The sequence below is a fragment of the Streptacidiphilus monticola genome, from assembly GCF_042658505.1.
GTDB lineage: Bacteria > Actinomycetota > Actinomycetes > Streptomycetales > Streptomycetaceae > Streptacidiphilus > Streptacidiphilus monticola.
This window is the reverse complement of record NZ_JBHSQJ010000118.1, coordinates 1-23,155: the sequence shown is the minus strand read 5'-3', so window position 1 is coordinate 23,155 and position 23,155 is coordinate 1. Positions and strand designations below refer to the sequence as shown.

Here is a 23,155-nt window from a genome sequence, read left to right as displayed (position 1 = left end):
GGCCTGTCGGCCCCCGCCGGGCTGGATCCCTCATCGGCTCATCTGGCGCCGACCGGACCCACCGGTGTCTCCGTCGGCGCGGGGGCGGGAACCGCGTCCAGGAACTGCACCACCGTCAGGGCGAACAGCGAGGAGAGCACGGTACCGACGATGACCCAGGGCGTCGGGTACGGCCAGAGCGCGATCGTCAGACCGCCCGCACCGAGCACGCCCCAGACGAACCATCGCTTCCACCGGTGGACGAAGGAGTCCACCGGCCCCAGCCGCATGCCGTAGGAGTCCGCCGCATGCCGCGTCGCGCTCACCCCGGCCTGCCACAGGCCGCGTACCTGTGCCGCACGCCGGCCGGGGCCGGCGAGCCACGCGCCCAGCATCACGGCGATGCCCAGCACGGCCACCGAGCGCAGCGTGACCCGCAGGAACCGCACCAGTTGGTCGAACACCGCCGCGGCGGCGTCGGAGTTCACCCCGGCGGGCAGCTTGTCGAGGTACAGCGCCCGAGCCACGACCAACCCGACCGCCAGCAGCAGCGCACCGGCCGCGATGACACCGGCCGCGACGCCCACGGCCCGCCGACGGACCCGCGCCAGCCACACCGCGAGCGCCGCCAGCAGCACCACCAGGACCGGCAGCCAGTTGCCCACCAGCTGCAGCAGCCGGAAGCCGGTCTTCGCCGCGCCGATGTTCTCCGACTGGGCGACGGTGAACGAGGTGTGCACCACCGGGATCTTGGCGGCGACGGACAGCCCCGAGTCCACCAGCCGCGTCTTGACCTGGTCGATCACCGGGGCCAGATCGATGGTGACGGCGTTGTTCGTCAGCTGGACCGCCCCGCCGCCCTGGCCCGTCAGGGCCTTGACCATGCTGCTGTGGATGCGCTCGTTCGCCTGGGTCCAGAACGTCGCGAACCAGGCGCTGGACACCACCGCCAGCGTCTGCTTCTGCACGAAGCTGGTCAGGGCGTTGTCCAGGGCGTTGCCCACCCGGGGAAGCAGCAGCTTGACCGCCGGCCGCTGCTGCGGAGTCACCTGCTGGAGCAGCGCGTTGACGTCCACGCGCTGACCGACCTCGTTGGCCACCCGGTCGGCGATCGCGCCCTGCACCGCGGGCTTGGTCACCAGCGGCCCCACCGTCGCCACGTAGCGGCCGGTGTCCCCGAGGATGCTCGACGTCCAGGCCGCCACGATCGCCAGGGGCGTCAGCACCAGGACGATCACGAGCAACCCGGAGGCGGCGACCGTACGCAATCTGCTTCGGGGACGCGACAGTTCCCGTACCTGCTGCCGAAGCCGCGCGACCTCGACCTCGCTGCTCACCGTCATCGCAGACCTCCAAGGTTGCCGGTGGGCCGTTCGGCGGCACGGCGGCCGACCACCGCCCGCCGTGTCGCCGCATCAGGGCTCACGAGCCGTCGGCCCCCGTGGTGGCGGGCTGGTTCGCGGCCCAGGTGAGCTCGATCTCGATCTCGACCTCCCCGTCGCCCGTTTCCACTTCCACCTCGCTGCGCAGTCGGTCCGGCACGCGCACGCTCAGCACACCGGGCCCGAACTCCAGCTCCACCCGGCCGTCGTCGGCGAACGCCTCCGCCAGCGTCTTGAAGAGGTCGGCGACCTCCCCGCGCGAGAGGACGCCCTTCTGCTCGAACTTCAGATCCTTCACCGCCCACCTCCGGCAGCCGCTCCGGCATCACACCGCCGATCCTGTGGGCCGGAACCCGTCCGCGGCATCCCCCGCCAGGGGTGAGCCGCCCGCCCCGGCGGCGTCCGGGNTCCTGTGGGCCGGAACCCGTCCGCGGCATCCCCCGCCAGGGGTGAGCCGCCCGCCCCGGCGGCGTCCGGGCGGCCAGGCGGCGTCCGGGCGGCGAGGCGGGCGGCCAGGCGGCGGCCAGGCGGCGGCCAGGCGGCCGGGCCCGCGCAGGCGTTAGCATCGGGCGCCATGATCGTATGGCTGAACGGCACCCACGGAGCGGGCAAGACGACGACCAGCGCCCTGGTGCAGCCGCTGATCCCGGACTCCCGGGTGTTCGACGCCGAGAAGGTCGGCGAGACCCTCATGGACATCCGGCCAGGGCTGCCCGAGACGGACAACTTCCAGCACTGGCCGCCCTGGCGCCAGCTCGTCGTCGAGACCGCACGGCGCGTGCTCGACTACACCGGCGGCACCCTGGTGGTCCCGATGACCGTCCTGGTCGAGCGGTACTGGCGCGAGATCAGCGCGGGTCTGGCCGAACACGCGATCCCGGTACGGCATTTCGTGCTCCATGCCGACCAGGACACGCTGCGCGGGCGCATCGAGGGGGACAAGGTGCTCGGTCCCTCCACCTTCCGCCTCGCCTATCTGGAGCCCTACGCCGAGGCGGCGCGCACCTGGCTCCACGCCGAGGCCGAGGTGGTGGACACCACCCACCTCACCCCCGCCCAGGCCGCGCGGCGGATCGCGGCCGCCGTCACCGGTTGACGACACGTCAGCGCGCCTTCGCCCGTCCGCGCCGGTCCTGTTGACGGCGCGTGAGCAGCCACGGGATAGGCTGAGCGGACCCAGTCCGACCGGAGCGCCCGGAGCGGCCGCCGGCGAGAGGAGGCACCCAGGATGGCCCCCGGTCGCGGAACCGCCGCAGCCCGCAGGGCCCTCGGCCCGCTGCTGGTGCTGCTCGCCGCGCTCGCGGTCCTGGTGCACCACGACCTCACGGGCTCCCCCGCCGCCCGAGCGGCGGGTGCGCACGCGGGGATGGCGGTCGCGGCCGACATGCCCAGGGCACAGGCGACGTCCCGCGTCGCGTCCCCCCACATGCCGGGCGAATCCGGCGGTCACAGCGGCCACTCCTGCGCGCTGGACGGACAGATGTGCGCCGCGCAGGGCGTCGGCCACGCCTTCGCGCCGGTCGTCCCGGCCGCCGTCCCCGCCGAGCCCGTGCTGCCGCCGGAGCCACCGCGCTTCACCCTCGCGCCGGCCACCGGACCGCCGTCGGCGCCGCCCGACCACACCACGGTCCTTCGCATATAGGTCGCGGATCACCGCACGCGCCGACTCCGTCGGCCGTGCCGCCGATCCGCGACCACGTTCCGGGCACCGCCGTCCCCGGCATGCCCCAACCGCGAAGGACCCCAGCACAGATGAATACGCGCATCACCCGCCGCTCGCTCCTCGCCGCCGGCCTCGGCGTCGCGGTCGCGGGCCCCCTGTCCGCCTGCACGAGCAGCGGCGCCGGCGGCAGCGGCATGGGCGACATGCCCGGCATGAGCCACGGCGGCACCAGCGCCCCCAGCAGCGCGACCGCCCGCCTGATCGCCCCCGACAGTGCCACCGTCGCCGCCGTCGAGGCGAAGCGCCGCAGCAGCGGCCGCACCGTGAAGGTCTCGCTCACCGCAGCCTCCGGCACGGTCGACCTCGCCGGGACCGTGGCGAGGACCTGGATGTTCGACGACCGGCTGCCCGGCCCCGTGATCCGGCTGTCCGCCGGGGACGTCCTGGACGCCACGGTGGCGAACCACCTGCCCGCGCCCACCGCCGTGCACTGGCACGGGCTGGCCCTGCGCAACGACATGGACGGCGTCCCCCCGGTCACCCAGCGCGCCATCGCGGCGGGCGGCTCCTTCCGCTACCGGTTCCTGGCCGAGCGCCCGGGCACGTACTGGTTCCACCCCCACGTCGGCGTCCAGCTGGACCGCGGCCTGTACGGGGCGATGATCGTGGAGGACCCCCGGGAACCCCTCGCCTACGACGACGAGTGGGTCGTCGTTCTGGACGACTGGCTCGACGGGGTCACCGGCACGCCGGACGACGCGCTCGCCGAGCTGTCGGCGGGCATGGGGGGCACAGGGGCCATGGGGCACATGGACAGCGCGGGGGACACGGGCGCCATGGGCACGCGCGGCACCGGCACGGGCAGCCCGTCCGCACCGGCCGGCTCAGGTGCGCGCCTCATGCTCATGGGCGCGACCAGCGAGCTGCTCGGAGGCGACGCCGGAGACGTGCGCTATCCCTACCACCTGGTCAACGGCCGCCCGGCGCACGACCCGGAGACCTTCCGCGGCAGGCCGAACCGGCGGATCCGGATCCGGTTGGTCAACGCCGGGAGCGACACCGCCTACCGGGTCGCCCTCGGCGGCCACCGGTTGACGGTCACACACGCCGACGGATACCCGGTCCGGCACCAGCAGGCCGACGCCGTCCTGATCGGCCCCGGCGAGCGCTACGACGTCCTGGTCACCCTGGGCTCCGGGGTGTTCCCCCTCACCGCGCTCGCGGAGGGCAAGGGCCAGGCCGGCCGCGCCCTGGTCCGCACCGGTCCCGGCACTGCCCCGCGCGTCGGCGCCCGGCCCGGGGAACTCGACGGCAGGATCGTCGCCGCGTCACGCCTGCGCGCCGCCGAAGAGGTCCAACTCCCTACCAGGGAACCGGATATCACGCACCGGATCCGGCTCACCGGCGGCATGGAGGGCTACGACTGGTCGCTCGACGGCCAGAAGTTCGACATGACCGACCCGACCGCGCACCCGTTCACCGTCCGGGAGGGCCGGCGGGTGCGGCTGACGTTCGTCAACAGGACCGCGATGTGGCACCCCATGCACCTGCACGGCCACACCTTCCGGCTGGGCGCGGCCGGGCCGCGCAAGGACACCGCCCTCGTCCTGCCGGGGCAGACGGTGAGCTGCGACTTCGACGCCGACAACCCCGGCCGTTGGCTGGTCCACTGCCACAACGCCTACCACGGCGAGGCCGGCATGATGGGCCTGCTCGGTTACCTCGCCTGACACTCCGTCACGGTCCCGCGCCCTCACGGCAGGGCTGCACTGCCGGCGTTCACCTGCCCCCGGCGCGGGTGCAGGTGAACGCGCGGCCGTCGGCCGCGCTCAGTGGCCGTGCAGCGCGAGGGGCTCGAAGCCCGCCCGCAGGTCGGACGCCATCGGGCCCTGCGCGACGGTCCGATCGGGCAGCACCACCGTGGCGACCTGCCGGGCACGCAACCGGGCGTTCTCGCATCGCAGTTGGGCGATCTCGTCCTCGGCCTCGCGGAGCAGTGCCGCCAGGCGGCGGATCTCGGCGTGGGCGGCGTTGTCGGGCATGGTGCCGGCCTTTTCTCGGGCTGTGTCTCTTGCTGCGTCGTGGCGACGGGAAGCGGTAGCGGGAAGCGGTGGCGGTCTGCACGGGCGGTCAGTAGGGCAGTACCGACCCGGACGGTGTCCGGAGGTCCGGCTCGGGCCGGGAGGGCCGGGGAGCGGACCGCTGGACCTGTGACTGGCGCATTCCCCCTCTCCTTTCCTGGGGGATGCGTCGACGGTAGACGGCGGAATGAAGCGCCGGCATTCTTCTCCGCATTCCGGCACTTTTCCGCGTTGAGCAGTTTCTGCTCATTGTGCTCACCGCCCGCCGAAACGCTGGGCAAGGCGTTTTCGACCAGCGATAATGCACTCAGCGGTCCCGGCGACGGCGCCCGGACCCGACGAGGAGACGGCAGAGCGGCGGCACGACGGCACAGTGTCTCCGTGACGCCGGGGCGGAGCGGCGACGTGTCCGGATGGGGAACGGGTCTCCCCCGGTTCTGGCGACGCGTGCGGCACCCGCGCAGCCGCCGCCTTTCCACGCGGATTCTCGCGTCCCAGCTGGCCATCCTCGCGGTGACGGGTCTGATCGGCTTTTCCCTGCTGGGAATCGCGCAGCGGGCCGAACTCGACCACACCTTCGAGCAGCGCGCGGTGGCGATCGCGCGGACCGCGGCGTCCGAACCGCAGATCCGCGCCGCCATGGCCGCCCGCCCCGAGGCCACGCCCACCGGCGTCGTCCAGCAGGTGGCGGAGCGGGTCAGGGCGGCGTCGGGTGCCTCGTACGTCGTCGTCATCGGCCTCGACCGGGTCCGGTACTCGCACCCGGACCCGGGCCTGATCGGACGGCAGGTCGCCGAGCCGATCGCGGTGACCGACGGCCGGACGCACGCGGGCATCGACGTGGGCGCGACCGGCCGGTCCGCCAATGGCAAGGCCCCGCTGTACGGCCCGGACGGAACGCTCGTGGGAGAGGTCTCCGCGGGCATCCCGGAGACCCAGGTCACCAGTGAACTCTGGCGTGAGCTGCCGACGTTCGGCCTCTACGCCGGCTTCGCGCTGGCCGCGGGCCTGACTGCGTCGCTGCTGCTGGCGCGCAGGCTCAAGCGGATCACCTTCGGTCTCGAACTGGAGGAGATCGCCGGGCTGCTGCAGGACCGGGAGGCCATGTTGCACGGCATCCGCGAGGGTGTCATCGCCTTCGACCCGGCCGGACGGATCACGGTGATCAACCGCGAGGCGCGGCAGCTGCTCGGCCTGACCGCCACGGATGTCCGCGGGGCCCGGCTCGACGAGGTGGTCCCCGACGGCCGGCTGCGCCGGGTGCTCGACGGCACCCTCACCGGCGGCGACCTCACCGTGCTGACCGACAGCCACTGCCTGACCGTCAACCGGATGCCGGTCGCCCTGCACGGGCGGGAGTTGGGCGCGGTGGTGACCGTCCGCGACCGGACCGAGCTGGTCGGGATGATGCGCGAGCTCGACTCCATGCGCGGGCTCACCGACGCGCTCCGCGCGCAGCAGCACGAGTTCAGCAACCGCATGCACACCCTCGCCGGCCTGCTGGAGCTCGAGGAGTTCGACGCGGCCCTCGACTACGCCCTGGAGTCCGCCGGGGCGGAGCCCGCGCTCGCCGAGTCGGTGCGCGAACGGATCGGCAACGCGCTGCTGGTGGGCCTGATCGTGGCCAAGACGACGGTCGCGGCCGAGCGGGGGGTGCGGGTGGTGCTGGACGAGGACTCCCGGCTGGGTGAGCAGCCGCCGCACCTGCGCCGACTGCTCACCATCGTCGGCAACCTGCTGGACAACGGCATCGACGCCGCCGCCTCCGTCGACCCGCCGCCGGCCACCGGTGCCGAGGTGCACCTGCTCCTCGTCGAGGAGACCGATCACGTGCTGGTGCGCGTCGCCGACTCCGGTCCCGGCATCCCGCCCGAGCACGTCGAGCGGATCTTCGAGGACGGCTGGTCCACCCGCCCCGACCGGGGCACGGCGCGCCGCGGGCTCGGGCTGGCCCTGGTCCACCGGCTGGTGCAGCGCCACTGCGGCACCATCGAGGTCAGCACCGGGCCGGGCGCGGTCTTCACCGTCCGACTCCCCCTCCCCGACACCGATCCCGCCAGCCCGCTGGGGTCGGTCATCTCGGACGGCGCGGCGCCGTATCCGCCTTCCGGCGACATCGAACCGGCGGGGGGCGGTGAGCGCTGGTGATCAGGACCGTCGTCGTGGACGACGACTTCCGGGTGAGCGCCATCCACGCGGCGTTCGTGAGCAAGGTGGAAGGCTTCGAAGTCGCCGCCGAGGTACGGACGGTGGCCGCCGCCGTCGACGCCGTGCGCTCCCTGCGGCCCGACCTGCTCCTGCTGGACCTCTACCTCCCCGACGGCAGCGGCCTCGACGTCCTGCGCCGACTCGCGCAGGACGCCGTCCCGGCCGGGCCGGACGCCATCGTCATCACCGCCGCCCGGGACATCGCCTCGGTCCGGGCCGCGATGAAACTCGGCGCGGTCGGCTACCTCGTCAAGCCCTTCGGCTTCCGTGAACTGGCCGAACGCCTGCACGCCTACCAGGCGTTGCGGCACCGCGTGGACACCTTCGCCCCGGGCTCCGACACCGACCAGGCCACCGTGGACGCCATCTTCAGCGCGGGCCGCCCGACCACCCCGCCGCCGCTGCCCCCCAAGGGCCACTCCGCCCCCACCCTGGCCCTGGTCCGCGCGGCCCTGGGCCAGGCCCGACCCGACCTCTCGGCGGCGGAGGTCGCCGCACTCACCGGCGTCTCCCGCGCCACCGCCCAGCGCTACCTCTCCTACCTGGTCCGCCAGGGCTCGGCCCACCTCGACCTCCGCTACGGCGCCACCGGCCGCCCGGAACACCGCTACCGCCCGGCGAGATGACGCCGGGTTTCGGGGCGGATGTAGTCGCGCCAACTCCCCTTGCGCTCCCGGAAGTCGACCGATGCCCCGGCTGCCGGAGATGCCCGCCCTCCCTCGGGATGCGTCGGCGTGGATCTCGGGTCCCGAGGTCCGTAGGATCCGGACCGGCACGCGCATGGGCGGTGCCGCAGGTACCGAGCACAGGAGACGGGCCGGGATGGTGTGGGACGGCGTGGGAGCGGACGTGGAGGGGCACCGGGGGTCGGCCGAGGGGCGGCTCGTCGACGGGGCCGGTTTCACGTACCGGGCCGGGCAGTTCGCGTTCCTCGCGGAGCCGGGCCGGCCCGGACCGGGCGGCGTCGAGGAGCGGCGGATTCTCCACGTACAGCCCGAGTGCAGTTGCGGGTGGCAGGGCGATCCCATCCCCTGCGGGGGTCAGCTCGTCCCTGCGGGTGACGACGACTGGGCGCTGCCCGAGGAGGGCGTCACCGCCCTGCGGGACGCCTGGGACGGGCACGTGACGGCGGTCGCCGACCCCGTCGTGCCCCCGTGGCACACCATCCGGTGGGGCGAACAGAACCTCGCCCTGCGGGAGTTGACCGCTCAGCAGCCGCGCGCCGCGCTGCGCCTGCTGCGCAAGCTCCTCGCGGACGCGGAGGCGCACCGGTTGGACGCCATCGTCTCCGCCCGCCGCCAGGGCGCCTCCTGGGACTCCCTCAGCCGAGACCTGGGTCTCGACGAAGGCGCCGTCCAGGAACTGTACGAGCGCGCCGCGTCGCGGTGGTGACCCGCCCCCCGCAGCTCCTACTCCCTCGGCCGTCTGCGATCCAGGCCCCAGGCGCACGCGACACCTGACGACCCTTCAGGCCCCGCCACTCGCACCCGGGACGCCGCACGAGCGGGTTGCCTCACACGCGTGAGGCAACCCGCTCGTGCGGTCGCAAGGTACGGCTCCCCCGGCCGGTGAACCGAGGGGTACCGGCGGGATCAGGCCGCCGGGGCGAACCGCTTCGCCGTCTCGGCGACGCGGCGGCCGAGGTGCTCCGCCGTGGCGACGTCGGCCTTGTGGACGGCGTCCGGGCCCTCGTCCACGTTGGTCTGGGCGGCGGCGCCCAGGAAGAACCCGAGGCGGTTGAGGTCGTGCTCCGAGGCCTCGCTGCTGTTCCAGCCGGGCAGCAGGCCCAGGTTGACCCAGTGCATGCCGTGCTGCGCGGCCAGGACGGTGAAGAACTGCAGGGTGTTCAGCTTGTCGCCGCTCTTGGAGCCGGAGTTGGTGAAGCCGGCGGCCAGCTTGTCCTTCCACTCCGAGCCGAACCAGCGCTTCGACGACGCCTCCGCGAAGGCGTGGAACGCGGCGGACGCCGTGCCCATGTAGGTCGGGGAGCCGAAGACGATGGCGTCGGAGGCGTCGAGCAGCGCCCACTGCTCGTCGGTGATGGTGTCGACGGGGATCAGGTGGACGGTCGCGCCGGCCTCGGCGGCTCCGGTGCGGACGGCCTCGGCGAGGACGGCGGTGTGGCCGTAGCCGGAATGGAAGGCGATGGAGATCACGGGGTTGGTCATGCCGACCACCATGGCACTAACTCAAAGAAAGCGCAAACCATGAGTTAGTGCTTCGCATTCGTAAGCACTGCGCCTACCATGGACCCATGACTGACGCGCCGACCCCCACCCAGGACGCCGAGCGGTTCGACGTCTTCGCGCGCTCCTGCCCGTCGCGCCCCGCGCTGGAGCACATCACCGGGCGCTGGGGCGTGCTGGTGCTGGCCGCGCTGCGGGAGCTCGGGGTGGCGCGCTTCGGGGAGGTCCGCCGCAAGGTCGACGGGATCAGCGAGAAGATGCTGTCGCAGACCCTGCACACGCTGGAGCGCGACGGCTTCGCCCGGCGCACCGTCGTCGCGGCGATGCCCCCGCACGTCGAGTACCGCCTCACCCCGCTCGGCGAGCAGACGGCTGCCAAGCTGCTGGACCTGATCGAGCACCTGCACCACGCCATGCCCGCGATCCTGGCGGCGCAGGACCAGTACGACGCCGGTACCGCCGACTGACCCGCCCGCCCGTCGCGTCGCCGCCCACGCGCACCCCGGCCGTCGGCCGCGCGCGTCATGGGCCCCCCGCGGCCACCGGCCGGCGTAGCGTCGAGGCTGTCGCGGAGGAGGACCGCCGGTGCGCAGCGTGATCTATTCGATGGGCATGTCGCTCGACGGCTACATCGTCGGACCGGACGGCGGATTCGCCTGGACCGGGCCGGACGCGGAGCTCTTCGAGTTCGTCACCGACGAGATCCGGCAGGTCGGCGTGTACGTCCTGGGCCGACGCCTCTACGAGACGATGCTGTACTGGGAGACCGCCGACCAGGACCCCTCACTCGACGGCGCCATGCGCGAGTGGGCCCGGCTCTGGAAGGCACTGCCGAAGGTGGTCTTCTCCACGACCCTGACCTCGGTCCAGGGCAACGCCCGCCTGGCGTCCGGCAGCCTGGCGGACGAGATCGCCCGCCTGCGCGCCGGCACGGAGGACGGCGCCGTCGCCCTCGGCGGGGCGACGCTCGCCGCCGAGGCGGCCGAGCTGGATCTGATCGACGAGTACCGGCCCCGGATCCATCCCGTGCTCGTCGGGGGTGGCATTCCCTACCTTCCGCATCACGCGCGCCACGTCGACCTCCAGCTCCTCGAGACCCGCACCTTCGGCTCGGGGGTCGTCCACCTCCGCCATCGCGTGTCGCGCCCCTGAAGCAGGTGCCGCGGCGGCCTGGAGGCGACTCGACGAGCTGAGCCGCACAGCCGCGGGGCAGCCGCAGACTTCCGGTGGCCGGCGGGTGCCGGCCCTCCGCTCGGACCGCTCAGACGTGCGCGAGCAGCCGCTCCAGCGGCCGGGGGACGCGATCGAGAGCCAGCGCCCCGACCAGCGCCTGCGCGTAGAGGGCCTTGCGGCCGCTGTGCGTGCCCAGGAACCGCCGCATCTGGTGCTCGACCGGCCGCCCGCGCTGCGCCGGCTGGCCCTGGAAGGTCAGGAACGGACGCAGCTCCCCCTGGGCCTCGATCACCTGCCGCACGCCCTCCGGCCCGAGCGCGCGGATCAGCTCGTCCTCCAGATCGGCGCGGCAGACGTGGAAGCCGAGGCCCTCCAGGTCGCCGTCCGTCAGGCCGACCCGCTCCAGGTGCCGCCGGAAGTGCCGCTCCTCCCCCACGTCGCACAGCCCCGCCAGGGCCAGGCCCAGACCCGGCGGCCCGCACACGTCCAGGAAACGGCCGATGTTGGTCGCGCCGCCCATCGGGACCACGGCCACACCCTCCGCCCCGAGGTCGCGGCCCTGGCGCGCGGCCAGGGTCTCCAGGGCCACCTGGTCGCTGGTGCCCTCGACGAGCACGACCATCCGCACGCCGCCTGCCAGCCCGGACGCCTCGTCCACGGCCTCCGCCGCCCCGCCGCCGACCGCCCACGCGGACACCGCGCGGCGGAACCGTCCCAAGTCCTCCACGCCACCTCGCTTTCCCCGCGCCATCCTGACACGGGGACCGGGCCGGTCGTGCGGGAGTTTCCGGGTGTCTCGCGCCGCGCTGGGTAGCCGTCCACCTGAGGGGGCGGTGCGGTGCCGCCCCAGGAGAGCCTGCGGCAGCGGCAGGGCCGCGGGCACGAAGGACGTCGGGGATGCGCCATGTCCCGGACAGCTGAGGCAGAGCAGGCCACGGGGCCGGTGGACGTCGCCCTGGACGAGACCCTGGCCACGACCCTGCGGTCCGCGGGGGCGTCGGCGGGAGCCCTCTTCCTGCTGTCGGCCGGGGAGCCGACGCTGCACCTGGCGGCGGTCTGCGGCATACCGGTCGAGTTCGCCACACCGTGGCGTCGGGTCCCACTGGCGGGCACGGCTCCGGTGGCCGAGGCGGTCCGCCGGAACCAGCTGGTGTGGGTGGGCTGCCAGGAGGACCTCGCCCGCCGCTACCCGCGCACGGCCGTCTCCCTGCCCTACCAACTCGCCCTGGCCGCCGTGCCGTTGCGAGGGGAACGGCGGACCTGGGGCGCCCTGCTGCTGCTCTGGCCGGCCCCGCGCCGCGCCCGGCCCACCCGCCGCGAGCGCACCCATCTGGCCACCGCCGCCCGCCGTTTGAGCCGCCTGCTCGACACCGCGCCGCGGCCGCCGTCCCTGCCCGCGCAGCCGCGCGTCGTCGCGTACGCTTCGGCGATGCCGCAGCCCTCGCAGACCGCGCTCGCGGCGGCGGACTGGGCCGAGCGGCTCCCGGAGGGGGCGGTGGCCCTGGACCTCGGCGGCCGGATCACCTTCTGCAGCGCCACCGCCGCCCGGCTCCTCGGCCGCGGCGCGGACGAGCTGCTGGGCACCCTGCCGTGGCGGGCGCTGCCCTGGCTGGACGATCCCGTGCCCGAGGACCACTACCGCACCGCCCTGATCAGCCGCGAGCCGGTGGCGTTCACCGCGCTGCGACCACCGGACCAGTGGCTGTCCTTCGAGCTGTACCCGGACGGGAGCGGCATCAGCGTCCGGATCACGCCCGCGCCGAGCAGCACCCGGCCCGGATCGCGGTCGGTCCGCACCGGTCCGCGCACCGGGGCGGCGCACGAGCCGACCGGCCGGCTGTACCAACTCGTCCATCTGGCGGCCGCGTTCACCGAGAGCGTCGGGGTGCGGGACGTCGTCGACCTGGTGGCCGGGCAGGTGCTGCCCGCGTTCGACGCCGAGGGCCTGGTGCTCAACGTGGCCGAGGCCGGTCGTCTGAAGATCATCGGCCATCAGGGCTACGCCCACGAGGAGGTACGGAAGCTGGACGGGCTGCCGCTGCACACCGACCTCACCCCGGCCGGCCAGGTCCTGCTCACGGGGGCGCCCGCGTTCTTCCGCGACCGGACGGAGATGGGCCGGCTCTACCCGCGGGCCCTGGGCATCAGCAGGAAGCAGGCGTGGGCCTTCCTGCCCCTGGTGCTCTCCGGCCGCCCGGTCGGCTGCTGCATCCTCTCCTACGACCATCCGCACGAGTTCGGCGCCGACGAGCGGGCCGTGCTCACCTCGCTCGCCGGCCTGATCGCCCAGGCCCTGGACCGCGCCCGGCTCTACGACGCGAAGCACGAACTCGCCTACAGCCTGCAGCGGTCCCTGCTGCCCCGCTCCCTCCTCGCCCCCGACGGCCTGGAGGTGGCGGCCCGCTACCTGCCCGCGGTCCGCGGTCTGGATGTGGGCGGCGACTTCTACGACCTCATCCGACTCGACGACCGCAGCGTGGCCGCCGTCATCGGCGACGTCCAGGGCCACGACGCCTCCTCCGCCGCGCTGATGGGCCAGGTGCGCACGGCGGTGCGCGCCCACGCCACCGCGGGCGCCGCCCCGGACCAGGTACTGGCCCGCACCAACCGCCTGCTCGCCGACGTGGAGTCGGACCTCCTCGTCTCCTGCCTCTACGCCCATCTGGACCTGAGCCGGTGTCAACTGACCCTGGCCAGCGCCGGCCACCTCCCGCCGCTGCTGCGCCGCCCGGACCGCAGGGCCGGGAGCGTGCCGCTGGAGCCGGGCCCGCTGCTCGGCATCGACGCGGAGGAGCGCTACCCGGTCACCTCGGTGACCGTGCCGCAGGGTGCGGTCCTCGCGCTGTTCACCGACGGCCTGCTCGAAGTCCCCGGCACGGACCTCGACCGGACCACCGCCGTGCTCACCGACTACCTCGCCCACGCCGCCGTCACCGACCTGGACCTGACCATCGACGGCATGGTCCACCGCCTGTGGCCCACCGGCGAGCACACGGACGACGTCGCGGTGCTGCTGCTCCGCTTGGACGGGACAGGCCACCGCGACACCGGCCGAGCGGCGCGGCGCGGCAGCGCGTGACCGCCTCAACACCTGTACGCAGTCGGTCAGTTCGGCCGGCCCGGCTGAGCGCACGCCCTCTCGCCCGACCTCGCTCGACCGAGTCGCCGTGCGCCGCAGGCAGCGGCCCCGCCGCCGGGCACGCGACCGGCCTGAGGGGAACAGCGCTCGGCCCGGCTCCTACCGGAACCGGGGCGCCGTCCCTCGCCGCGGCGTCAGTCGTGGGGGACGACGGCGACCGAGCACGCGGCCAGCGGGATCACGCTGTAGGGCACCGTCCCCAGGTGCGGACGCCAGCGCGGCCCGACCGCCGTCCGCCCCAGCACCAGCAGGGACGCCTTCTCCCCCGCTTCCAGCAGCAGGCCGGCCGCTCCCCCGTGCCGGACCGTGAGCGTGGTGGGCACGTCGCCGTAGCCGTCGAGGAGCGGAGCGAACAGCAGCGCCAGCTCCTCGCGCAGTTCCCCGCAGCGTTCCGCCGTGTCCGTCTCCGACGCGGGCTCCGCGAAGTACGAGGTCTGCTGCGACGCGGACCACGCGTGCAGGGCCACCACCGCGGCGCCTCGGGCGCGCGCGTGCTGCAGGGCGAACTCCAGGGGGCCGAGGACCCGTTCGGCGTTGACGCCGACCACGACCGGACCGGTGGGGTCGCCTCCCCGGCGCGCCAGCACGACCGGGCAGGCCGCATGCGTGGTCACCTGACGGACCGTCGCGTCGGGCAGACCGTGGCCGCAGCCCAGGACGGTCATCACCGCGTCGGACGGCGCCACCTCCTCCACACCCGTGCCCGGCTGCTCCACCCACCGCCGCGAGACCTGGACGGAAAGCGCGGGCAGCGCCTGACGCAGTTGCTCGCCCGTCAGGTCGAGGGCCCGCTCCGCCCGCGGATGGGAGGCGACCAGTCTCAGATCGCAGCCCCGTCCCATCGCTTCCTCGGCCGCCCACCGCGCCGCGCGCTCGCCGGCCGGCGAGCCGTCCACACCTGCCACCAGGAACCCGGCCATCGCTCGTCCTCCTCGGTCTCGCCCGTGCCGCCGACCGAACCGCGTCCGACCCCGTGGATGGGACCAGCCTGACGGATCCGCGTCCTCCTGGATAGGGCCGACCGGACCGGCCCGTCCCCGAAGGGGCGGCCGGTCGCCTACGCTCCCCGCCCCGGGGCGCCGACGAGACGCGCGAGTTCGGCGGCCGGGTCCCCGTCGAAGAGGGCGGGGTCCACCGGGCGGGCCGGGCCGTGGATCAGATCGGCCAGCTCCCGCACCAGCTCGTGCGGCGTCGCGGCGACCCGGGTGAGCCCCAACTCGGCCATCGCCAGCACCCCTTGGCGTCCGTGGCCGGGGATGGGCCGGAAGCCGACGACGGGCAGTCCCAGCGCCAGGGCCTCCAGCGCGGTCTGTCCCGCGGCGTTGTCGACCAGCGCGGACGACGAGGCCAGCACCGCGGGCAGGTCCTCCTGCCAGCCCAGCGCCTCGACGCCGGGCAGCAGCGAGAGCCGCCGGCGCAGCCGCTCGTTGCGGCCGCACAGCACGGCCGGCGCGAAGCCGGCTGCCGTCAGGGCGCGTGCGGTGTCGGCGAACCGCGAGCCGACCCCCCAGGCCCCGGCGGAGACGAGCACCCGTGGCCGCTCCACGGGGACGCCGGCCTGCGCTGCGGAGCCTGCCTGCTGCGGGGCCTTCCGGGCGGCCAGGACGCGGGTGCCGAGAATCGCGCCGGTGGCGACGGCAGGGCGGCCGGTGGCGGCCGCGACCTCGTCGGCGATCTGCGGCGTGAGGCACAGGTGCAGGTCGTTGCCCGGGTGCAGCCACTGCTGGTGCAGGGCGAAGTCGGTGACCACCACCGCGCTGGGAACCCGCAGCCGGCCGCTGCTCCGCAGCCGGCCCGCCGTCTGCGCGGCCAGGTGGAAGACGCTGACGACCGCGTCGCACGAGGCCTGTTCGACGAGCGCCAGGAGCCCGGGACCGGCCGCCGCCGCCATCGGAGCGCTGCCAGGCCCGCGCGAGGGCCGCAGGAACGCGGCGTGGACACCGCCGTACACCCAGGGCGCGTAGCGCATGCAGGTCTGGTAGGACCCGCGCAGCCCGGCGCCCAGGAGCCGTCCCGGCAGCAGTTCCAGGACGTCGGCTCGGACGGCCTGGTGGCCGTCGGCCCGCAGCCGCTCGGCGAGGGCGGCGGCGACGGTGTCGTGCCCGTCACCCATGCTGGCGCTCAGCAGGAGGAAGGTGCTCACGGAGCCTCCGGACGTCGTCTCCCTTCACGGTAGGCCCACCACCGGGACTGGGGCGGGAGCCCCGCCCGAAGCCCGCAGTCGTCAACTCCGCCCGGCGGGGCATCCGCTGTGGGGGGACGCTGGATGGGTGACCGTCGCCGGGTCGTTCGAGTCGACCACCCTGGCCCGAGAGGAGCCACGATGACCGCACCGACTGCTCGTGGCGTCAACCGTCGTGCCTGGCACCGCAGGACCGCGGACCCGGGCGGCGTCGCTCTCGTCACCGGGGCCTCGTCGGGCATCGGCGCGGCGGTGGCGGATCGTCTGGCGGCCGAGGGCGCCTGGAAGTTGGCCGTCAGCGGCCGGGACCGGGAGCGCCTGGACCGCGTGGCCGACCGGACCGCCGCGCTCGCGCTCCCGGCGGACCTGGCCGAACCCGACGGGCCCAGGTCCCTCGTGGACGGCGTGCTGGGCGCGTACGGGCGGATCGACCTCCTGGTCCACGGCGCCGGCATCGGCTGGGCGGGCTCCTTCGCGGACATGCCGGAGGAGGTCGTCGACGAGTTGCTGGCGGTCAACCTGCGGGCGGCGGTCCAGCTGGTGCGGCAGGTGGTGCCGTCCATGCTCACCACGGAGCACGGCCACATCGTGCTCATCGGCTCCGTCGCGGGCAGCGTCGGCGTCTGCCACGAGGCGGTGTACTCGGCCGCCAAGGCCGCCCTCGGCGTCTTCGCCGACGCCCTGCGACTGGAGCTGCACGGCTCCCCGGTGCGGGTCACCCACGTGCTGCCCGGAGTGGTCGACACGCCGTTCTTCGCCCGGCGCGGCGCGCCCTATCCGCGACGCGTGCCCCGGCCCCTTCCGCCCGAGCACGTCGCCGACGTCGTCTGCCGCGCGGTCTCCCAGGGACGGGACGAGGTCTACGTCCCGTCGTGGCTTCGGGTGCCGGGCGTGGTGCACCGCGCGGCTCCCTCGCTCTACCGACGCCTCGCACTCCGGTTCGGCTGAGGCGGGCACCGGATGAGCGCTCTGGCCGTGCTGCTCGCGCTGGTCTGCGCGGCGGCGAACGGGACGGTCTCGGTGCTCCAGCGCCTGGCCGCCGTCCGTACCGGCGGCGAGGGCGGCCTGGCCCGGCTGGTGCGCTGCGGGGTCTGGTGGCTGGGCTGTGTCGCGCTCGCGGTCGCCGGGATCACCCAGGTGGCGGCACTGGCGGTGGGCAGCCTCTCGCTGGTGCAGCCGCTGCTCGCGGCGGAGCTGCTGTTCACGCTGCTCATCGGCGGCCTGGTGTTCCACCGGTCGCCGGGCGGGCGGGTCTGGGCGGCGTTCCTGGCGCTGGCCTGCGGCCTGGCCGTCTTCCTGGTCGCTGTGGACCCTCAGGAGGGCGCGTCGGCCGCTCCGGGGGGCCGCTGGCGCTGGATGGGCACCGCCGTGGCCGTGCTGGTCGCCTGCCTGCTCACGCTGGCCTGGCGGGTGCGCGGCTCGTTGCGGGCCGCCTCGCTGGGACTGGCCGCCGCCACCGGCTTCTCCCTGACCGCCGCGCTGATCAAGCAGGTGACCACCGACGCGTCCGCGGACGGAGTGGGCCGGATCTTCCAGCAGTGGCCGCTCTACACGGCGGCCGCCGTCGGCGCCTCCTCGTTCGCCCTGCTCCAGCTGACCATCCGCTCGGGCACGCTGCGGGCCTCGCAGCCGGCGCTCACGCTGGGCGACGCCTTCCTCAGCGTCGTGCTCGGCCGTGTGCTCTTCGGGGAGCACCTGGCCCTCGGCCTCCGACTGGTCCCGGCCGCCCTCGGCGCGGCACTGGTGGCCGCCGGGGTGCTCGGACTGTCCCGGGGCCCGGGCCTGGCGGAGTCCTGGGACGACCAGGCGCCGCAGGGGCAGCATGATGACCGGCCGTCAGCTCCCTGGGCGACCGCCGACGACCGGGACGACGACGCGGACGCCCACAGGAACGGCGAGGGGGACGGCGATGCCAACGGCGCGTCCCAGGGCGGGGGTTCGACATGGACGTGAAGCCCGCCCGCGCCGCGGGCGCGGGCCTGCTCCTCGCGGCGGCCATCCAGATCGTCCCCGCCGGCAGCTGGCTCCCCGGACCACGCCGCCGCTGGCTCCCCGGGCTCGCCGGGCTGGGCGATCCCGGACATGTGGCGCTGACCCTGGACGACGGCCCGGACCCCGCGTCCACGCCCCTCTTCCTGGACGCGCTGGACCGGCTGGGCGTGCGCGCGACGTTCTTCCTCCTCGGTGCCCGGGCCCGTCAGTTCCCCTCGCTGACACGGGAGATCAGCTCTCGCGGCCACGAGACCGCCGTACACGGCTGGGCCCACTCCTGGCCCTGGCTCACCCCCTGGCGCGACCGGCACGAGCTCGCCCGTGCCACCGAGGCCGTGCAGGACGCCACCGGCACCGCCCCGGAGTGGTACCGGCCGCCGTTCGGGGTCCTCACCGCCACCCGCTGGCACGCCGCCCGCCACGCCGGGCTGCGCCCGGTGCTCTGGTCCGCGTGGGCCCGGGACTGGCCCCCCGACGCGACGGCCGAGTCCGTCACGGCCATCGCGCTCGGCCAACTGCACGGCGGCGCAACGCTGTTGCTCCACGACTCCGACCACGCCGCGACGCCCGACTGCTGGCGCGCCACCCTGGCCGCGCTGCCCACCCTGGTCACCGCCTGCCGCGCCTCCGGCTGGCAGGTCGGCCCCCTGTCCGAGCACGGCCTCACCACCGCGGACGTCGCGGCCCGCGCCCCGATCCACGCTTAGGGCCTGTCCGGTGGATCTCCGAATCAGCCCGTGTCGTTCCCGCACCCTTCGGGTGGGAAATGCCCCCAGGTGCGGCCGGCTCCAAGGCCGCGGAGCGCCCTCCGACTGGATGTACTCTTCGCCGACGCAGGGTGGGGGCAGCGCCCGTCGGAAAGCTGGGGGAGGCCGTGCCTGGGGGCAGCGCCCGGCCGAAGACTGGGGAAGGCCGTGCCTGGGCGCAGCGCCCGGCCGAAGACTGGGGAAGGCCGTGCCTGGGGGCACGGGGCACCTCCCGCCCGAAGGGCGCGGGAGCGCCGCGGGCCCGGGAGGATCCGCCGGACAGGCCGCGGGACCTCAGCCCCGGCGCCCCTCCTCGACGAGCCAGGTGGCGTCCTCGCACTCGGCGATGTCCCACGGGACCCCCTCCGATCCGCCGGCTCCGTCGCCGCCGAGCGGGCGCAGGACGTAGGCCTCCGCCCCCACCGACAGCACTTCGAGCTGCCGCCCGTCACGCGTCTCGATGATGTCGCCGACCTGGTACGTGGGCTCACGGATCATGGGTTGCTCCCGGGGTCTCACCTCCATCATCGCCCCGCGGCGAGCCTCCCCGGCCCGTTCAGGGCAGGGCATCCGCCTCGAGTTCGGCGGCGATCTGCTCGACCAGCTCCGTCATCCGCTGCAGCGCGGTGAGCATGTCCTGCACCGTGGTCACGGTGGCCGGCTCCTGCCAGCAGCGGTTGAGCTCGTGCCACGCCGTGCCGAGTTCACGTCCAAGAGCCGGTCGGATCGGAATGGTGGTCATGGCACGGCCTCCCCTGGGAACGGTGTCGCACTTCCGCCGTTCGCGTCACCGTGATGGCGAGGGGGGAAACGCTTCCGCCCACCGTCCACACGAATGGGCGAACGTTCCGCCGACCCGGACGCGGGTCCGTCCGCGACCGGTGCCCCACCAGGGGTTTGCAACGCCGGATCGGCGGAAGACGCCTGTCACAGGCAAGGCAGCCCAGCCCAATCTCTGCGGACTCCGGCTCCCTGGCTCATGGCGACCGCCGGGGTGGTTCGCACCGTTCCACCCCACCCCACCCGGAGGCCCCAGTGATCATCGTCGGCGTCATCCTGCTCATCATCGGTTTTGTCACCGGGATCTCGATCCTGTGGACCATCGGCATCATCCTCGCGGTGATCGGCCTGATCCTGTGGGTGGCCGGCGCGCTCGGCCACGCCGTCGGCGGCCGTCACCACTACTACTGACCGCCCACGACGCGGCCAACCAGCCGCCCACCGCGGCGAGTTGAGGCCCCTCACGCGCCCACGTCCCCCCGCGGCGCGTCCGGGGCCCAGCACGTGGGCGCCCCTTCATCGATCACCTCCGACCCGGCAACGGGGACGGTTTTCAGCTGCGGACCACCTCGTCCGAGCGCACCCGGGCCCGTCGCCCGCGCCACCGGCTCCGGACCGCATGGCCGACGAGAGCCAGCGCGACGAGGCCGACGGCGAACCGGGTGACCTTCCACGTCAGGACGACGACGGGATCCGCCGCAACCTCCGTGTGCAGCCGCAGGGACGTCTCGAAGAGCGCCACGAGCGGAACCACCAGCCGACACGCGAGGCCGCCTGCGCCCGCCATCCGCGCAAGGTTGCCCAGGAGCCCGAGCGGCGCTCCGAGAACGAAGGCGGCTGTTCCCCACGCCACCACCCCGGACGGGACCCCTCCGCCAGACGCCCCGGCAACCGTGCCCGCGGGAACCGCCCCATCAGGGATGGCAGGGCTCACGTCCTTGAACATGTAGTAGGCGACGACGGCCACGGCCAGCCCCACGGACGCCAGCAGGGCCGACTCGATCCTTGACCGCCGGAGCCACCCCACGGCGAAGGCGTAGCCGGCCCACGGCCAGCCACCGGAGAAGACGGCACTCAGCGCGACGCACACGGCGCTGTCCGACTTCCCGGCCACCGGCCCTGCCAGGCCCAGCACCAGACCCGCCCCCAGGGACAGGGCGACCGGCGCCGGACGAGCGCGCAGCGGATGCATGACTCTCCCCCTTCCCCGACCGGTTCCGGCCGGAGTGTAGCGAGCCGGCGTCCGGTCCGGGCCGCCGGCTGGGCTCGGATCGGCCGAATTCCCTGGCGCGGATCGGCATTTCGCGGCCCGTGCCGCAGGGTCGGTACGGTCCCCGCCATGGAGTCGATTTTTCCGACGGCCGAGGAACTCGCCGCTGCCCTACGGGCCGGCGACGTGTCCTCGGTGGAGCTGACCGACGAGGCCATCGCCCGCTTCGAACGGGACGACAAGACGGTCAACGCGATCTGCGTGCCGGACTTCGACCGGGCCAGGGCCGCCGCGCGCAGCGCCGACGCGGCGCGCGCCCGGGGGGAGGACCGGCCGCTGCTCGGCATTCCCGTGACGGTGAAGGAGTCCTACGACATCGCCGGGCTGCCCGCGACCTGGGGCATCCCGGCGCACCGGGATCACCTGCCCGCCGAGGACGCGGTGCAGGTGGCACGGCTCAACCAGCCCTGCTCAGCTGCTAGGTGAGGGAGCATCAGGCGCCTGCCCTGCGCCTCGCAGCGGCGCAGGGCGGCGTCGTCACCGGCCCGGCGGCCCCGGCGGCCGGGGTCCGACCGGCGAGGCCGCCTGCGCCCGCCATCCGCGCGACGGCGCGTCAACGGGGGCGCGGCCGCCCGCTGACAGGCCGCCCCGAGGCAGGGCGCGGCTGTACCGCAGGACTGCCGCGCCGCCTCCGGGCCCTCCTCCGCTCAGGCCGCAGGATGCGGCTGCGCGGCCTGCCGGGCGGGGCCGGTGCCGTCGCCGTCCGCCGGGCGCGGCTCGCGGCGGTTGACCGTCATCCGCAGCCGGTCGGGGTGCGGCACGGCGGCGGCGACCTCCCGGGGGCGCGGGCCGGGGGCGGGGCGGAACCGCCAGCGCGAGAGCAGGGTGGCCAGCGCGATCGTCATCTCGGTCCAGGCCCAACCCTCCCCGATGCACTTGCGCGTCCCCGCCCCGAAGGGAATGAACGCGTGGCGCGGCAGCTCGGCCGCCCGCTCCGGCAGCCAGCGGTCGGGGTCGAACCGCCCGGGGTCGGCGAAGGTGCGCGGGTCCACCTGGAGCGCGTAGAGGCTGAACGCCACCTCCGCGCCCGCCGGCAGGTCGATGCCGCCGACCGTGACGGGTTCGACGGCGCGGCGCATCAGCAGGGTCACCCCGTGCAGCCGCAGTGTCTCGTTCAGCACCTGGCGCAGGTAGGGCAGGCGGGGCACGTCCTCCCAGGACGGCGCGCGGCCGCGCAGGACCGAGTCGAGTTCGTCGAGCAGCCGGCGCTCCACCTCCCGGTCGCCGGCGATCTCGTGCAGTGCCCAGGTGAGTGCGGTGGCCGAGGTCTCCACGCCGGCGAACAGGATGGACCCCAGCTCGTCGCGGATCTCACTGTCCGTCAGGGACTCCCCCGTCTCGGCGTCCTGCGCCTCCAGCAGCACCGAGAGCAGGTCCGCGCCGCCGGCGGGACCCGCCGCCCGGGCGGCCGCGACGACGTCGTCGATGACCTCCAGCAGTTCCCGCGTCGCGGCGTCGAAGCGCCGGTTCGCCGGGATGGGCAGCCGGTCGAGCGCCTTGGGCGCGACTGTGCGCAGCAGCAGGTTCTCGATGATCACCGGGACGTTGCGCTGGACGGTGTCGATGGCGCGGCTGCCCAGTCCCCGGGAGAACATCGTCTCGGCGAGCGTCGAGGTGACCAGCCGGCCCATCAGCCGGTCCACGTCCAGGACCTGGCCCTCGTGCCAGGAGTCGGCGAGGGCGGAGGCGTGCTCGGACATGACGGCGCCGTACCCGGCGATGCGGGTGTGGTGGAAGGCGGGCTGCATCAGGCGGCGGTTGCGCAGGTGGGTGGGACCGTCGGAGTTGGGCAGGCCGTTGCCGACCAGGTCCCTCAGCCGGTCGAAGAAGCGCCCCTTGTGGAAACTCCGGGCCTGGGTGACCAGAACCTCGTGCACCAGGTCGGGCGTGTTCAGGAAGACGACGGGCAGGGTGCCGATGCGGACGCACGCGGCGTCGCCCAGGGGGCCGAGGCTCTTGAGGAAGCCGAGCGGGTCGCGGCCGAGCTTGGCCACGTGCCCGATCAGCGGAAGCCGGCCGGGGGGCGCGGGCAGTGACGCGACGTCAGGCACGGGAGGAGCCCCCTTCGTCGAGGACGTGCGGCTGCACGGTCCTGCCGGGCTGCGATCATGAAATATGCCCGGTCACTGTGACCCCGCACGCACGTCCCCGTCAAGAACGCCCTCTCGGCCAACGCGCGAGGCCCGTACCGCGGTTCGGACGCGGGACGGGCCTCGGGGACACGCGTGTGCCGGAAGCGGCAGCGGACTCGCGTCAGCGCAGCCGCAGCAGGCGGCGCCACCAGGGCTCACGCCGAACCGGCCGCGCGACCGACGCGGCGGGCACGCCGGCCGCGGCAGCGGCCGCGGCCGGCGCGGTGGCGGCCATCGGCGGG

At 74.5% G+C, this 23,155-nt stretch carries 24 protein-coding genes and 1 pseudogene; 14 read left to right on the top strand and 11 right to left on the bottom strand.

The features are described from left to right. Positions 1-38: 38 nt before the first annotated feature. Together ACFP3V_RS24880 and ACFP3V_RS24875 are read right to left on the bottom strand one after the other, a co-directional pair. Positions 39-1,322 (bottom strand): hypothetical protein, encoded by a 1,284-nt coding sequence (locus ACFP3V_RS24880; protein WP_380587614.1) that lies wholly within the window; start codon positions 1,320-1,322, stop codon positions 39-41. Positions 1,323-1,401: 79 nt separating this feature from the next. Further along, positions 1,402-1,659: an amphi-Trp domain-containing protein gene (locus tag ACFP3V_RS24875; protein ID WP_380587612.1), complete on the bottom strand. Its 258-nt coding sequence runs from the start codon at positions 1,657-1,659 to the stop codon at positions 1,402-1,404. 276 nt (positions 1,660-1,935) lie between these two features. On the opposite strand from ACFP3V_RS24875, the gene ACFP3V_RS24870 reads away from it, so the two are divergent. From ACFP3V_RS24870 to ACFP3V_RS24860, 3 genes are all read left to right on the top strand, one after another. Continuing rightward, the gene (locus tag ACFP3V_RS24870; protein ID WP_380587609.1) at positions 1,936-2,457 is read left to right on the top strand and encodes an AAA family ATPase; all 522 of its coding nucleotides are present in this window, start codon (positions 1,936-1,938) and stop codon (positions 2,455-2,457) included. A gap of 132 nt (positions 2,458-2,589) precedes the next feature. Next, positions 2,590-3,003 (top strand): hypothetical protein, encoded by a 414-nt coding sequence (locus ACFP3V_RS24865; RefSeq protein ID WP_380587607.1) that lies wholly within the window; start codon positions 2,590-2,592, stop codon positions 3,001-3,003. Positions 3,004-3,113: 110 nt separating this feature from the next. Then, positions 3,114-4,754, top strand: coding sequence for a multicopper oxidase family protein (locus ACFP3V_RS24860; RefSeq protein WP_380587605.1), 1,641 nt, complete (start codon positions 3,114-3,116; stop codon positions 4,752-4,754). A 99-nt stretch (positions 4,755-4,853) separates the two neighbouring features. Here ACFP3V_RS24860 and ACFP3V_RS24855 read toward each other — a convergent pair whose 3' ends face one another. After that, complete coding sequence (locus ACFP3V_RS24855; protein ID WP_380587603.1) at positions 4,854-5,066, bottom strand: hypothetical protein; 213 nt, start codon at positions 5,064-5,066, stop codon at positions 4,854-4,856. A 444-nt stretch (positions 5,067-5,510) separates the two neighbouring features. On the opposite strand from ACFP3V_RS24855, the gene ACFP3V_RS24850 reads away from it, so the two are divergent. From ACFP3V_RS24850 to ACFP3V_RS24840, 3 genes are all read left to right on the top strand, one after another. Further along, on the top strand, positions 5,511-7,253 hold the full coding sequence (locus ACFP3V_RS24850) for an ATP-binding protein (RefSeq protein ID WP_380587600.1): 1,743 nt from the start codon (positions 5,511-5,513) through the stop codon (positions 7,251-7,253). Then, the gene (locus tag ACFP3V_RS24845) at positions 7,250-7,939 is read left to right on the top strand and encodes a response regulator transcription factor (protein WP_380587598.1); all 690 of its coding nucleotides are present in this window, start codon (positions 7,250-7,252) and stop codon (positions 7,937-7,939) included. Before ACFP3V_RS24850 ends, ACFP3V_RS24845 begins: the two co-directional genes overlap by 4 nt. Before the next feature lie 196 nt (positions 7,940-8,135). Beyond that, on the top strand, positions 8,136-8,705 hold the full coding sequence (locus tag ACFP3V_RS24840) for a hypothetical protein (RefSeq protein ID WP_380587595.1): 570 nt from the start codon (positions 8,136-8,138) through the stop codon (positions 8,703-8,705). A 200-nt stretch (positions 8,706-8,905) separates the two neighbouring features. Here ACFP3V_RS24840 and ACFP3V_RS24835 read toward each other — a convergent pair whose 3' ends face one another. After that, on the bottom strand, positions 8,906-9,481 hold the full coding sequence (locus ACFP3V_RS24835) for a flavodoxin family protein (protein ID WP_380587592.1): 576 nt from the start codon (positions 9,479-9,481) through the stop codon (positions 8,906-8,908). 86 nt (positions 9,482-9,567) lie between these two features. Here ACFP3V_RS24835 and ACFP3V_RS24830 point away from each other — a divergent pair, with 86 nt between their 5' ends. Continuing rightward, positions 9,568-9,966: a winged helix-turn-helix transcriptional regulator gene (locus tag ACFP3V_RS24830; protein WP_380587589.1), complete on the top strand. Its 399-nt coding sequence runs from the start codon at positions 9,568-9,570 to the stop codon at positions 9,964-9,966. 118 nt (positions 9,967-10,084) lie between these two features. Then, complete coding sequence (locus ACFP3V_RS24825) at positions 10,085-10,651, top strand: dihydrofolate reductase family protein (RefSeq protein WP_380587586.1); 567 nt, start codon at positions 10,085-10,087, stop codon at positions 10,649-10,651. Between the two features lie 109 nt (positions 10,652-10,760). Here ACFP3V_RS24825 and ACFP3V_RS24820 read toward each other — a convergent pair whose 3' ends face one another. Next, positions 10,761-11,423 carry a TOPRIM nucleotidyl transferase/hydrolase domain-containing protein gene (locus ACFP3V_RS24820; RefSeq protein WP_380587583.1) on the bottom strand — a complete coding sequence of 221 codons (663 nt, stop codon included), beginning with the start codon at positions 11,421-11,423 and terminating at the stop codon, positions 10,761-10,763. A 153-nt stretch (positions 11,424-11,576) separates the two neighbouring features. On the opposite strand from ACFP3V_RS24820, the gene ACFP3V_RS24815 reads away from it, so the two are divergent. Further along, positions 11,577-13,751: a SpoIIE family protein phosphatase gene (locus ACFP3V_RS24815; protein WP_380587580.1), complete on the top strand. Its 2,175-nt coding sequence runs from the start codon at positions 11,577-11,579 to the stop codon at positions 13,749-13,751. A 194-nt stretch (positions 13,752-13,945) separates the two neighbouring features. On the opposite strand, the gene ACFP3V_RS24810 is transcribed toward ACFP3V_RS24815, so the two are convergent. Further along, on the bottom strand, positions 13,946-14,731 hold the full coding sequence (locus tag ACFP3V_RS24810; protein ID WP_380587577.1) for a universal stress protein: 786 nt from the start codon (positions 14,729-14,731) through the stop codon (positions 13,946-13,948). A 137-nt stretch (positions 14,732-14,868) separates the two neighbouring features. Continuing rightward, positions 14,869-15,954 (bottom strand): MGDG synthase family glycosyltransferase, encoded by a 1,086-nt coding sequence (locus ACFP3V_RS24805; protein WP_380587574.1) that lies wholly within the window; start codon positions 15,952-15,954, stop codon positions 14,869-14,871. A 180-nt stretch (positions 15,955-16,134) separates the two neighbouring features. Here ACFP3V_RS24805 and ACFP3V_RS24800 point away from each other — a divergent pair, with 180 nt between their 5' ends. From ACFP3V_RS24800 to ACFP3V_RS24790, 3 genes are read left to right on the top strand one after another with little or no spacing between them, the layout of a single operon-like run. Continuing rightward, entirely contained in the window at positions 16,135-16,941 is an 807-nt protein-coding gene (locus ACFP3V_RS24800; protein ID WP_380587572.1) for an SDR family NAD(P)-dependent oxidoreductase, read from the top strand. A 12-nt stretch (positions 16,942-16,953) separates the two neighbouring features. Next, positions 16,954-17,946, top strand: coding sequence for a DMT family transporter (locus ACFP3V_RS24795; protein WP_380587568.1), 993 nt, complete (start codon positions 16,954-16,956; stop codon positions 17,944-17,946). Beyond that, positions 17,937-18,692 (top strand): polysaccharide deacetylase family protein, encoded by a 756-nt coding sequence (locus tag ACFP3V_RS24790; protein ID WP_380587566.1) that lies wholly within the window; start codon positions 17,937-17,939, stop codon positions 18,690-18,692. The genes ACFP3V_RS24795 and ACFP3V_RS24790 overlap by 10 nt, the downstream gene beginning before the upstream one ends. 333 nt (positions 18,693-19,025) lie before the next feature. On the opposite strand, the gene ACFP3V_RS24785 is transcribed toward ACFP3V_RS24790, so the two are convergent. Then, the gene (locus ACFP3V_RS24785; protein ID WP_380587563.1) at positions 19,026-19,229 is read right to left on the bottom strand and encodes a hypothetical protein; all 204 of its coding nucleotides are present in this window, start codon (positions 19,227-19,229) and stop codon (positions 19,026-19,028) included. Between the two features lie 58 nt (positions 19,230-19,287). Next, positions 19,288-19,473 (bottom strand): hypothetical protein, encoded by a 186-nt coding sequence (locus tag ACFP3V_RS24780; RefSeq protein WP_380587560.1) that lies wholly within the window; start codon positions 19,471-19,473, stop codon positions 19,288-19,290. Between the two features lie 293 nt (positions 19,474-19,766). Between ACFP3V_RS24780 and ACFP3V_RS24775 the strand changes: the two genes are divergently transcribed. Further along, positions 19,767-19,922, top strand: coding sequence for a DUF6131 family protein (locus tag ACFP3V_RS24775; protein ID WP_380587557.1), 156 nt, complete (start codon positions 19,767-19,769; stop codon positions 19,920-19,922). 142 nt (positions 19,923-20,064) lie between these two features. Here ACFP3V_RS24775 and ACFP3V_RS24770 read toward each other — a convergent pair whose 3' ends face one another. Further along, positions 20,065-20,703 carry a hypothetical protein gene (locus tag ACFP3V_RS24770; protein ID WP_380587554.1) on the bottom strand — a complete coding sequence of 213 codons (639 nt, stop codon included), beginning with the start codon at positions 20,701-20,703 and terminating at the stop codon, positions 20,065-20,067. A 147-nt stretch (positions 20,704-20,850) separates the two neighbouring features. On the opposite strand from ACFP3V_RS24770, the pseudogene ACFP3V_RS24765 reads away from it, so the two are divergent. Then, positions 20,851-21,180 (top strand): annotated as a pseudogene (locus ACFP3V_RS24765) (amidase family protein); the annotation flags it as partial. 248 nt (positions 21,181-21,428) lie between these two features. Here the strand turns inward: ACFP3V_RS24765 and ACFP3V_RS24760 are convergent. Then, entirely contained in the window at positions 21,429-22,832 is a 1,404-nt protein-coding gene (locus tag ACFP3V_RS24760; RefSeq protein ID WP_380587551.1) for a cytochrome P450, read from the bottom strand. Positions 22,833-23,155 lie beyond the last annotated feature (323 nt).